This window comes from Ktedonobacter sp. SOSP1-85 (assembly GCF_016587415.1).
Taxonomy (GTDB): domain Bacteria; phylum Chloroflexota; class Ktedonobacteria; order Ktedonobacterales; family Ktedonobacteraceae; genus Ktedonobacter.
Window position 1 is genome coordinate 4,579,227 of record NZ_BNJI01000001.1, and the last position, 12,127, is coordinate 4,591,353.

At 54.9% G+C, this 12,127-nt stretch carries 9 protein-coding genes and 1 tRNA gene; 8 read left to right on the forward strand and 2 right to left on the reverse strand.

The features are described 5' to 3' along the window. Positions 1 to 2 precede the first annotated feature (2 nt). On the forward strand, positions 3 to 1,202 hold the full coding sequence (locus KTE_RS19200; RefSeq protein ID WP_201383641.1) for an RIP metalloprotease: 1,200 nt from the start codon (positions 3 to 5) through the stop codon (positions 1,200 to 1,202). A gap of 21 nt (positions 1,203 to 1,223) precedes the next feature. Then, positions 1,224 to 2,465 carry a flavodoxin-dependent (E)-4-hydroxy-3-methylbut-2-enyl-diphosphate synthase gene (gene ispG, locus KTE_RS19205; protein ID WP_201383644.1) on the forward strand — a complete coding sequence of 414 codons (1,242 nt, stop codon included), beginning with the start codon at positions 1,224 to 1,226 and terminating at the stop codon, positions 2,463 to 2,465. Between the two features lie 185 nt (positions 2,466 to 2,650). Here ispG and KTE_RS19210 read toward each other — a convergent pair. Then, positions 2,651 to 2,724, reverse strand: a tRNA-Val gene (locus KTE_RS19210). Positions 2,725 to 3,080: 356 nt separating this feature from the next. Here KTE_RS19210 and KTE_RS19215 point away from each other — a divergent pair. Then, entirely contained in the window at positions 3,081 to 5,609 is a 2,529-nt protein-coding gene (locus KTE_RS19215; RefSeq protein ID WP_201383646.1) for a CHAP domain-containing protein, read from the forward strand. Between the two features lie 87 nt (positions 5,610 to 5,696). Here the strand turns inward: KTE_RS19215 and KTE_RS19220 are convergent, their stop codons facing one another. Further along, entirely contained in the window at positions 5,697 to 7,205 is a 1,509-nt protein-coding gene (locus tag KTE_RS19220) for a glycosyltransferase family 87 protein (RefSeq protein WP_201383648.1), read from the reverse strand. A 234-nt stretch (positions 7,206 to 7,439) separates the two neighbouring features. On the opposite strand from KTE_RS19220, the gene aroB reads away from it, so the two are divergent. From aroB to xseA, 5 genes are all read left to right on the forward strand, one after another. Continuing rightward, entirely contained in the window at positions 7,440 to 9,104 is a 1,665-nt protein-coding gene (gene aroB, locus KTE_RS19225; RefSeq protein ID WP_255552910.1) for a 3-dehydroquinate synthase, read from the forward strand. 3 nt (positions 9,105 to 9,107) lie between these two features. Beyond that, entirely contained in the window at positions 9,108 to 9,551 is a 444-nt protein-coding gene (gene aroQ / locus KTE_RS19230) for a type II 3-dehydroquinate dehydratase (RefSeq protein WP_201369181.1), read from the forward strand. Positions 9,552 to 9,614: 63 nt separating this feature from the next. Then, complete coding sequence (efp, locus tag KTE_RS19235; RefSeq protein ID WP_201369180.1) at positions 9,615 to 10,172, forward strand: elongation factor P; 558 nt, start codon at positions 9,615 to 9,617, stop codon at positions 10,170 to 10,172. Positions 10,173 to 10,341: 169 nt separating this feature from the next. After that, entirely contained in the window at positions 10,342 to 10,851 is a 510-nt protein-coding gene (locus KTE_RS19240; RefSeq protein ID WP_201383652.1) for a biotin/lipoyl-containing protein, read from the forward strand. A 6-nt stretch (positions 10,852 to 10,857) separates the two neighbouring features. Then, on the forward strand, positions 10,858 to 12,087 hold the full coding sequence (xseA, locus tag KTE_RS19245) for an exodeoxyribonuclease VII large subunit (protein ID WP_201383655.1): 1,230 nt from the start codon (positions 10,858 to 10,860) through the stop codon (positions 12,085 to 12,087). The last annotated feature ends 40 nt before the right edge of the window (positions 12,088 to 12,127 follow it).

Consider the following 12,127-nt stretch of genomic DNA (forward strand, 5'->3'; position numbering starts at 1 on the left):
AGATGAATAACTGGTACCTACTCGCAGCTATCCCGGTTTTTGGATTGCTTGTGCTTGTACACGAATTTGGACACTTCATCACTGCTCGCTGGGCGGGTATTCGAGTTGATGAATTCGGTATTGGTTTGCCACCACGCCTGGTTGGTTTTCGCCGTCGCCCTCAGGGTGGATGGGAAGTGGTCTGGTTTGGCGGCCGTTCCGAGCAGATGGAGGGGCTAGAGAGTCCACTGACAGGTACAAGCGGTGGAGTAAGCCAGGGTCATGCCTCCGCGAAGCAGAATACCATTTACTCTATCAACCTGCTGCCGATTGGCGGATTTGTGCGTATGCCGGGCGAAGATGGCGATGCACATGATGAGAATGGTCATTACGACTCTGAGAGCTTTGCGGCCAAGCCTGCCGGGAAGCGCATCGTTGTCCTCTGTGCGGGCGTGATCATGAACGTCTTGCTGGCGATTGTGCTCTTCACGATTGCCTATGGACAGGGGGTGCCAACGACACCGGCCATCATTGCCCAGGTGAACGCTGGCTCGCCTGCTGCGGCGGCAGGGCTGCACGCGGATGACAAGATCCTCAGCGTCAATGGACAGTCCGTCACCCAGTTCCAGGAAGTGAAAGATATTGTCGATAAGGCCTCGACGCAGAGTAAGGGGCAGCAGACTGTTGATGTGAAACTGGTGGTGGAGCGCAAGGGCGAGCCGCAGCCGCTCCATATGACCGTTCATGCCCTGGTCAACCCGCCCGCTGATAAAGGCCACCTGGGAGTCCTGGGTAAGACGGTCAATGTCAGCATTCCCCTCTGGCAGGCCCCCATCAGAGGTATTCAGCAAACCCTGTCGACCACGCGCCTCTTTATTGTTACAATTGGTCAGATGATTGTAGGCGCGATCCAGCCGCAGATTGCGGGTCCTGTTGGCATCGTTAAGATTACGGGCGAAGTGGCCCAGACGGTACCCGTTGTTGGCTGGTGGTACATCCTGAATTTAACAGCGATGTTGAGTATAAACCTGGCAATTGTCAATATTCTACCTTTCCCTGCCCTGGATGGTGGGCGTGTGGTGCTGATCTTCATCGAGATGATTCGTGGAGGGAAGCGTCTCAGGCCCGAGCGCGAGGGGCTTATCAATCTTGTTGGTATGGCAATCTTGCTTACTCTGATGGTTGTCGTGACTGTAAGCGACGTCTTACATTGGGGTGGCTGATAATGGAGCGTACTACTAATTATGTCTAAGAAAACTCGTCAGGTTCGCGTTGGCAATGTTCTGGTTGGTGGCGGCGCGCCTGTGGCTGTGCAATCTATGACCACCACCTATACCCGTGATGTGAAAAGCACGGTCGCGCAGATCAAACGCCTGGAAGAGGTCGGCTGTGAGATTGTGCGCGTAGCTGTTCCCGAGATGGAAGATGCGGTTGTCCTGGGCGAGATCAAGAAGCAGATTTCGATTCCGCTGGTCGCGGACATTCACTATAATCCTAATCTGGCACTGGAAGCCATTCGCCAGGGGATCGACAAGGTCCGCATCAATCCAGGCAACCTGCTCAATGGACGCGAATCCCTGGAGCAGATTGCGCGGGCTGCTAAAGAGCGCGACATTGCGATGCGTATTGGCGTGAACTCCGGCTCGATTGATGCGCTGGACAAGCAGGCCCAGATGCAGCGCATTCAGGTGCGCCTGCGCGAGGATGGCACTCTGGAGCGCAGCGATCCTGCCGAGGCTCGCCGTCTTGAGCGCGAGCGCCTGGCTGAACGCATGGTCACCAAGGCCCTGGAATATATTAGCTGGTGTGAAGAGCTCGATTATTACAATATTATTGTCTCTTTGAAATCCTCTACTGTTCTGACAGCGGTTGAGGCCTACCGCCGCTTCTCGGAGCGCTCGGATTATCCTATCCACCTGGGCATTACCGAGGCGGGTACGCTGGTCACAGGCGCGGTGAAGTCCTCGGTTGGCCTGGGTCTTCTGCTGGCGGACGGTATTGGTGATACCATGCGCGTCAGCTTGAGTGCCGAGCCTGAGGAAGAGATTCCTGTGGCGTATGAGATTCTAAAGTCGCTTGAGCTGCGCAATCGCGGCGTGACCTTTGTCTCCTGCCCCTCCTGCGGTCGCGTTGAGATCGACGTCATTAGCGTCGCCAACGAGGTAGAGAAGCGTCTGTCCAAGGTGCAGACCCCCATCCATGTCGCCGTCATGGGCTGTGTTGTCAACGGCCCTGGTGAGTCGCGCGACGCCGATGTCGGCCTGGCTGGTGGTAAAGGCAAGGGCGTCATCTTCCGCAAGGGACAGGTCATTAAAACCGTTCCTGAAGACCAGTTCCTGGACGCTGTCCTCAAAGAGGTTGCGAGTCTGCTGCCTGAGGGTGAGGCCAAGCTGGTGTATCCTGAGGGTGGCATCAAAGACGTGGCGGGCACACACCGTACCCGCGACGAGGGTATGAACCTGCCTATCCTGCCCGCGTCCCGCTAGCTTAAACGAATAGAAAAAGCCCGGCAAGAATGCCAGGAGCCATCATAGACGTGGCTCTAGCGTTCCTGCCGGGCTTTATATATATGACCTCAAAAATAGATGCTATTTGTGGGATATGGCGGGAGAGGTTGCTGGTAAGTGAGCGAGCACAAAAAAGCGGCTTCATACGAAGCCGCCTGGAAAAATGGGCGATACAGAACTCGAATCTGTGACCTCCACGATGTCAACGTGGCGCTCTAACCAACTGAGCTAATCGCCCTCTCGACATGGAGAATAATATCATTGTGGCTCTACTTTGTCAATAGATTTTCTAGCTCTTTTTTTCGCGCCGGGAAAATTCCTATCCGATCTATGGCAAGGGAATTTCTGGCTTCTTTTCTGACGAGGAGAAGTAACGTATAGCGCGCCCTCGGGCATGCTCACCGATAAGCGATAGGTCCTGATCCTGTTCGTTTTTGCTTGCCCATATATAGATATGGTGCTATACTTTTTGAGGCGCAAGACGTGCCTGAATGCGTCCAGTGGTATGAAGCAAGCGATACTACTATTGGTTTCCTTTATAAGAAGGACGAGGATTGTTCCTGTTATTTTTCCTTTTGAGAAGGGATTCTTAGTATGTTTCCTGGTGTTCGCAGACCTGTTGTCCAACGTAGGCGCCTGGTCTTACATGTGTGTAGTCTTATATTTATTTGTGCGCTTGTCGCGATTGAGTTTGCGCCCTGGAATAGTTCAGTGACCTATGCCAAGGCGGAGCAGCATACGGTCGCGACGGTCGATACATCGTGCCAGCATGTCACATTCTCGCCCAATAGCAACCCCTATCCCATCTGCCCTGGCCCGTTTCCTACTGGTGGCAATTGCACCTGGTGGGCGTGGCAGCAGTGGCATTTATTGGGGTATGATCTCCCGCGTAACTGGGGTAATGCCGCTGAATGGGCCGTAGACGCCACACGGGCGGGATTAGCAGTCGGTACGGTTCCACGCCTGGGCGCGATAGCCGTCTTTCCAGTTGCCGATGGGGTCTGGGCCTATGGAGCGCCGGGGCATGTGGCCTTTGTCTCTTCTGTGTATCCCGATGGCCTGACCTTTGATGTGACCTATCAAAATTATGGCGATACTACTTACATGCATGTCGGGCGCGACTACAACACAAACTATATCAACGCGACCCATTTTCAGAATGGGCAGCTGCGCTTTATCTATTTCCCTCGTACGCTTGATACCCAGCATTTTGCCAGGCTGGCTGGCACTTCATCCAATGTGAGTTCCCAGGTGCAGCAGACAAACGCACTGCTGAACTCATCCAGTGCCACTACGACCTATACCTCCAGCCGCATCTCGCTAGGACTCTCTCCCGCTTCCTCCGATCAGGAGTTTAATGCCGACTTTACCGGGAGTGGCTATAGCGATCTCCTGCTCTATGACCGTAAGCAAGGGCAATTGCAGGTCTTGCAGTTGGAGAAGCGCCGAACGCTGGCGGGAACCTTTGTGCCTAATTCTGATGATGGCATATCACATGGCGTGCGAATGAATCCAGGCGCCCCTAAACTGGTGGATTTAGGTGACTCTACTGTGTCAGCGGGCAAGTGGGGTTCGTCGCTCGATATTCACGTGGGCGACTTCGATGGCACCGGTGCATCGGATATCTTGCTCTATGATCGGGATACAGGCAAGATTCACCTTATCAGCTTAACGACCTCTTTGACGATAAAAAAGCATGTCGTCCTTGATGGCGAGGGGCCGGGATGGGAGCTCTATGTTGGTCGTTTCGATGGCAAGCGTAGCTCTGTTATGATGTATAACCGTTTTGCCGATCCCAGTGCCTATGATCCAGGGACCAGCGATTCGACGGATAATGGTGGGGATACAAGCGGCACCACTCCCACTGATCCAGGTACTACAACGCCAACGCCAGCGCCAACTCATACAAAGACACCAACACCAACGAAGACGCCGAGTCCGACACCGACGCCGACAAAGACGCCCAGCCCTACGCCGTCACCGACACCAAGTCCGACGCCGTCTCCAACACCAACGGCAACACCGACACCAAGTCCGACGCCGTCTCCAACACCAACGGCAACACCGACACCAAGTCCGACGGCAACGCCTACGCCTACCCCGACGCAGGCCGCGCCTACGCCTACAGTCGCGCCATCGCCTACTCCGACGCAAACACCATCGTCGACAAGTACACCAGCGGCGCAACCTACACAGGCGAAGAGTACCGTGGAGCCTACGGCATATACTATTCCCGCCACAAGCCATACCAGTAATGTAGATGGCTCGAATGGTGATCTCAGTGGCACCAGCCTTGCCGATTGGGAGATGCAGGGAAAGACCGCCAATGTAATCATGCTCGATTTCGATCAGAACTTCCAGGTCAAACATCGCCAGGTGTATACGCTCTGGCACGCGAGCTGGGAGGTGTACGTGGGTCGCTTCATAGGACCCGATCAGGATGGCATCTTCCTCTATGATCGCATCGATGGTCAGGGGCGTATGCTGGGTCTGGATGGCTCGCTCAAGGTGACTAAACAGCAGGATATGAGTGATCTGAGTGGTAACTGGATGGTCTACAGCGGAGACTTTAACGCCTCTGGGCGGGCACAAATTCTTCTGTATGATCCTAGTAGCGGTAGCGCGCAGATCAGGTCCCTGAAGGCGGATCTCACGGTTGATCAGAGCGTGGATTACTCCGACTGGGGGCAGAATCTCCTGCCATATGTGGGGAGCTTTGGCACCTCTTCAACAGGCGTTATGCTCTACGATCCCGAGGCGGGGCAGAGCACGTTCCTGGCCTTTGATGATACGCTACAAGTGGCGCATCAATATGTCACAAAGAGTTGGGACCAGCACTGGCAAGTCCTGGTGGGTTCATTTACCGACCGCTCCCAGTGTTTGGGCCAGGGCCAGTGCGCGAACGGAGATGATATCCTGGTCCTCAATCGTGAGACGGGCCAGCTACAGCAATATATCTTCTCCTTTGGCCGCCAGTTCAAGGTCTATGATAACCGTACGCGCGCCTTTGAGCGCCAGGGCGTGGCCCCCTCCTCCGAGCAGTATGTCAGCTCCCTGGATACCACCACGTTCAACCTGGCCTCAACGCTTAGTACCGATATCCACAACCAGGAATTGTACTAAGGGCATTCTAGAAGGAGTAAAGGAGAGCGTGCCTGGATGGCGGCAGATGCCGCTATCCAGGCACGCTCTCCTTTACTCCTGAATAAATTAAATGGCGGGTGTAGGGAGAGGCGTCTGCTGGCTGGCTTCGACCCTGTTGTGGTGTGGCTTGAGATAGCCCAGGGTGGCAGCCAGGAGGATACCCAGGATGATGCCCAGCAGCACAACATCGCGGACCATGATCGAAGGGAAGAAGATTGAAACATTGGGTAGGTCGTGAAGCAATGCCTTGCCATACAGATAGGGATAGATGAAAGTCGTGAGCAGGCTCAATGCTGTCCAGGGCATCAGCCATTTCCAACTGGCTCGTCCAATATAGGCAATGAGTGGGGCGACCCAGATCAGGTACTGAGGACTAAATACCTTGCCAGTACTGATGATGACGAGTAGCGTCAGCACACTACTGACGGCCAGGTCGATTTTATTGCGCCACTGGAGCCAGTAGATATAGGCAAGCCCTAAAAGAAGGAGGGCCGTGCTCAGGGTGCTGACCAGTTTCTCTGGCGTGCCAAAGATATTAAATGAGCCATAACTATAGCGGTAAGAGAGCGGGGTATGCGTAATGTGCCGGCTGGTAAACCACACGATAGCGGCCTGGAGTGATTCTACCTGTGTCGGGCGCCCAATGAAGTAGGTAAAGGGCTTGAGAGTTCCCTCGGCGCTCAGGGCCAGCGAGAGCAGCATCACAGCACTACAGAGCGCGACGAATATTCCCAGGGAAAGCCAGCGCTGGCGCATGCGCCATGAGCCCTGGAGCTCGCGCTGTTGCTGGAGCAGGAATGGGATCAGCAGGATCACCGGGTAAAATTTGCAGAGCGTTGCTAGCGCCAGGTAGACATAGGCCCAGTTCCAGCGTGAGCGGTCCGCGTAGATGATAGCCAGCAATGTCAACAAGGCGGGAACAAGATCGAAACGCCCCAGTGCGGTCGCATAACAGCCGGCAAGAAGGTAGACCACGAAGGCCATGGCTGAGCCACGAGAGCGATAGCGCACCAGGAGGTAGTAGATAATGATCGCGAAGAGGCCCATCCAGCCCGCGAAGGCAACCTGGTACCAGTGACTGGGCACAATCAAGCTTAGCGAAAAGGGAACCAGCACCAGCATGGGATACTCATTAGGAAGGGCGTGAAAGCGCTGATTAGGGGATTGCCATTGTTCGATGGTATTCACAAACGAGGCCGGGAGACCATAGCGTTCGGCCTTCTCAAGCAACGTTGGCGTATGTTGACCAGGCGGAATCACATCTAAATAGTCCGCCGTAATGGGGCGTGTGATAAAGCCACACTGTGTCTTCCATGGCTCTCTCTCTGTAATGGAGAGTGTGTGCCAGAATGCCATCGCATAGCACTGGTACTTTGCCGCGTCGGTATTATTTTTAAAAAGGGCTGGTCTGGTGCCAGCGAAGAGGGCGACGCATAGGAAAATAAGGATGCATGCATCAAAGAGCCTGAGCCAGCGTGAACGCCGTTTTGATAGGCTGGGCGAGTTCTCCTCTTGCTGCCTGCCTGGTAGCGTCTCTTGAGACGAAGCGCTGGTTGTAGGAAGGTTTGTGTTCATGCGCAATCAAGTACTTTCCACCAAATTAATTTTTGAATATTTAAATAAAGAGCCGTGTTTAGATATGCGAGAAAGAGTTCTGCCCCTTTTAAAGCGCAAAAAGAGACAGTACCCTATTTTGACCTTGCTATCGTCCCACGACCTCCCCTGATTGTCAAGTGAAAAGTACTCCCTAGCCAGAGCTTCTCAACGTAGATGATACACACGCCAGCCGTTTAATGTTACAATAGCGCCATGCGACATGTTTTTTTAATTGGGCTTTCAGGGAGCGGGAAGAGCACGGTGGGCCGCCTGCTTGCGCAAGAGTTGCGGCGACCCTTACTTGACATTGATGCTCTCGTTGAGCAAGAAGAGGGCGTGGGTATCCCCGAGATTTTCACCCGGTATGGTGAGGCGTATTTTCGCGAGTGTGAGCGTCGTGTCCTGGCGCGTGTCGCGCAAAATGAGGAGGGCGCGATTGTGGCGACAGGTGGGGGGCTGGTGGTGCGCGAGGAGAATCGCAGGCTGATGGCCGAGCGTGGTGTTCGAGTCTACTTGCAAACGGAGCCTGAGGTGGCTCTTGAGCGCTTGCGAGCGCAGCATACACTTTCTCTTGCCAAGAGCACCTCGCCCGAGATCCGGCCTCTGCTGGCCGGTCCCGATCCCCTGGCCACATTGCGGAATTTGTACACGACCCGTCGCGCCTGGTATGAGGAGGCTGACCTGGTATGCCAGACTCATGGCCGGAGCGTGGAACGGGTGGTTATGGAGATTATGGCTATGGTAAACGCTGCTGACGCGTCGAGGGACGGGGCGCCTGTTGTCAGGCATGTTCACATTGGTAGAGGCTATGACACCGTGGTGGATTGGGGCGGGCTGGAGCGACTCTCGCAGTATCTGACACAGTTGGGACTGCCCTCGCGGGTCTTCCTCTTTACGGATAGCAATCTGCGCGCGCTTTATGGCGAGCAGGTTGTGCATAGCCTGAAGCAACAGGGATTTGAACCCTATCTCTACACGGTCCCGGCAGGCGAGGCGAGCAAATCACCTGAACAGCTACAGGCAATCTACGACTGGCTGCTTGAGCACCATGCCGAGCGGCGTGAAGTTCTAATCGCGCTTGGCGGTGGTGTCATTGGTGACCTGGTCGGATTTGCCGCGGCTACTTACCTGCGCGGTGTGCCCCTGATTCAGGTGCCGACCTCGCTGCTGGCTCAGGTGGATGCGGCCATTGGTGGCAAGACCGGTATCAACCATCGACAGGGCAAGAACCTGATCGGTGCCTTCTACCATCCACGCCTGGTCCTGGTGGACCCCAGGACCCTGCTGACGCTGCCAGTGCGGGAGCGTACAGAGGGATGGGCAGAAGTTGTAAAGTATGGTATCATACTCGACGCTAAGCTATTTGCGCTTTTGGAGACCTACAAAGACGCTTTGCGCGATTTCTCGTCACTTCCTGCTTCCTTGCTGGTCCAGATTGTGGCTCGCTGCATCGACCTCAAAGTGCAGGTTATTGAAGAAGACGAGACGGAGAGCAGCCTGCGTGCCATCTTGAATTATGGCCATACCGTTGCCCATGCACTGGAGAGTGTCGCGGGATACGGCGAATGGTTGCATGGCGAGGCGGTTTCTCTGGGCATGGTGGCTGCGGCTGAGATCGCGCGTGAGGCTGGCATGTGGAGTGCGGAAGAAGAACAGCGACAGAACGCACTTCTCGCATCGTTGGGACTCCCCACGCGCTACCGGGGTTTGGTGCGGGCGCAGGATATACTGGCGAAAACGCGCCTGGATAAGAAAGTGGTGGGCAAACGTATTCGCTGGATCATGCCCCGACGGATTGGCGAAGTCGTCATTACCGAGATGCCCGATGATCTTGTCGAGCGCGTGGTCACAGATTTTTTCGCTGAAGCGAGGTCATAGGCGATGGCGGAGATCCTGGTTTTAAATGGACCTAACCTGAATACGTTGGGGAAGCGCGACCCAGGGATATATGGCAGTGTGACACTCGAGCAGATCCAGGCGCGTTTGCGGGAGCGAGCGGCCAGCCTGGGAGCGACAGTAGAGTGTGTGCAGTCCAACCATGAAGGTGTGCTGATCGATACCATTCAGCAGTATGCCGAGCGCGTAGAGGGCATAATTATCAATCCTGGCGCCTTTACGCACTACTCGTATGCTTTGCGCGACGCGCTTGCGGGCACCAGGCTACCCATCATCGAGGTCCATTTGAGCAATATCTATGCCCGGGAGCCTTTTCGCCATGAGTCTGTGATTGCTCCCATTAGCTATGGGCATATCGCGGGCCTGGGTTGGCGTGGCTATCTTCTGGCACTGGAGGCGCTTGTGGCCTTCTTACAAGAACAAAAGTAGCTTCCTGCTACAGAAATACAGATGAACGACCATTGGTCATTCAATGTCAAAGGAGTTTTCTGAATGATTTCCACCGGTGACCTGAAAAAAGGCGTCACAATCGAGTTTGAAGGGAATCCCTGCACGATTCTCGAGTGGCAGCACGTGAAAATTGGCCGTGGTGGTGCTATCGTGCGCCTGAAGTTGCGTAACCTGCGTAGCGGCGCGATTTTTGATCGTACATGTGACGCTGGCGATAAGTTCAAACGCCTCTATCTGGATCGTTCGACCGTCACCTATCAGTACAATGCCGATGACCTGTATCATTTTATGGATACCAGCACGTATGATGATATTGTCCTGAATGAGGCTCAACTGGGCAATGCCAAGGATTATCTCATTGATAATCTTGAGCTTGACATCATTCGTTACAACGAAGAGCCTATCTCGGTGGAGCTGCCTGAAAAGGTCGTACTCAAAATAACCTATACCGAGCCTGGCTTCAAAGGCGACACCGCTACAGGTGGTACGAAGCCCGCGACGACCGAGACGGGTCTCGTAGTACAGGTACCCTTGTTTGTTTCTAGCGAAGACTCGATTCGTGTGAATACCAGCACGGGTCAGTACGTGGAGCGTGTCTAAAACGGTTCTGCTGGTCTATCTCTGATACGATCTCTGTAAATAGGGAGAGACCAGCGCATGCCTGGAAACTGAAGTGAGTGAGCATAGGGGGCGTCGCGTAACCATTAGCAATCGAGGCGTCTGCATCTGGCTCACTAAGTATTTATAAATGTAGTATGGGAGTATGACTATGGATGGCAGCAGACGTGCTTCCTCTCAATTAGAGAGACTTCCAGAGGAAGTGCAGCAAGAGACGGAGCAGATGAGCATTGAACACCTGACCCACCTGGTTAAAGTGCTTGATAAAAGCGACGTTTCCGAAATTGAAGTCAAGCATAGCGGGACGGGAACACGCCTGGTCTTGCGCAAGGCCAGGGCCGGAGAGAACGCCGCGATCAGTGTTAGCGAGCCAGTAGTTGAAGTGGCTGACTCCTCGGTGTCTGCACCTCCACAGCATACTGTTACCGCGCCGCTGGTAGGAATTTTCCACACCTGGGCCAAGCCGAAAGGGAAAGCCCTGGTTGCCGCGGGCGATAAAGTCAAAGTCGGACAACTGGTTGGCTCAATTCAGTCCCTCAATGTCCTCTACGAGGTTGAGGTGAGCGCTGCCGGCCGTGTGCTAGAGCTTCTCGTGGAAGATGGCCAGCCTGTAGAGTATGGACAGGCTTTGATGACGCTTGAAACGGCTGAGGAGGCATAGCAGGGTATGACCGCCATGCATCTTCCAGGATTTAATGAAGCCATCAGTGTCTCGGCCCTCTCGGTCTTCCTGCGAGAGTGGCTTGAGACCAATGACATGCTACAAGATGTCCGGGTGTATGGCGAAGTCTCCAATTGCAAGACCTACCCCTCCGGTCATTGTTATTTTACCCTCAAGGACAGTGGCGCACAGCTCAACTGCGTCTTCTTTAAGCAGTCCCGTCTGCGTTCATCCGCTCCCACGCTACGCGATGGCATGGGAATCGCCCTGAATGGACGTATTTCATTCTATGAACGTGACGGCAAGTTGCAACTCTATGTGGAGAGCGCCGAACCTCTGGGGGTAGGCGCCCTCTTTGAGCGCCTGGAACGCTTGAAAGCGCGCCTGGAGGCGGAAGGACTCTTCGCGGAAGAGCGAAAGCGAGTGTTGCCCGAGCGCCCGGAAGTTATTGGGATTGTTACTTCGCCGCAGGCTGCGGCCCTACGTGATATGTTGCGCGTCTTGCGCCAACGCTACCCTCTGGCGCGCGTGATTCTTGCCCCCGCACAGGTTCAGGGAAGTGAAGCCCCTGCCTCTATTGCCGCCGCCCTCGATGCGTTGAATGAGCACGGCGAGGCAGAGGTTATCATTGCCGGGCGTGGCGGCGGTTCCATCGAAGAGCTGTGGGCCTTTAACGAAGAGGTCGTGGTGCGCGCCATTGCACGCTCAAGTATCCCTGTGATTAGTGGCGTCGGCCATGAAACGGACTTTACCCTGGCCGACTTTGTCGCCGATTTGCGCGCATCGACGCCAACCGCTGCCGCGACTGCCGCAGTTCCCAACATCGAGGATTGGCGCATTGAGTTGCTTGATCGTCAGCAAGAGCTTGGCTCGCTGATGGAAGAACGCCTGGAAGAGCTTGCGACCCAGGTCGCCGATCTCCAGTATCAACTTGAGCATAAGAGTCCCGTTGGACAGATCAATAACTATCGCCAGCAGTTGGACGAGGCCAGTGAGCGCTTGCAGACGCATATGCGCCACCTGCTGAGCATACGCGCGGAGCGTCTCAGTGGACAAACCTTGCAATTGCACGCGTTAAGTCCGCTCTTGACGATTGCACGCGGCTATGCGGTAGTCAGACAGGAGCCAGGCCAGCGGCTGATAACAAGCGTGAAGCAGGTACAGGCCGGGGATGCCTTGCGTATTCAGGTGCAGGACGGCAGCATTCCTGTGTCTGTACGCGAAGAACTGGGATAAGAGCCCTTGCCATATGCTGTTTTGCCTGGTGGCAGTCAGG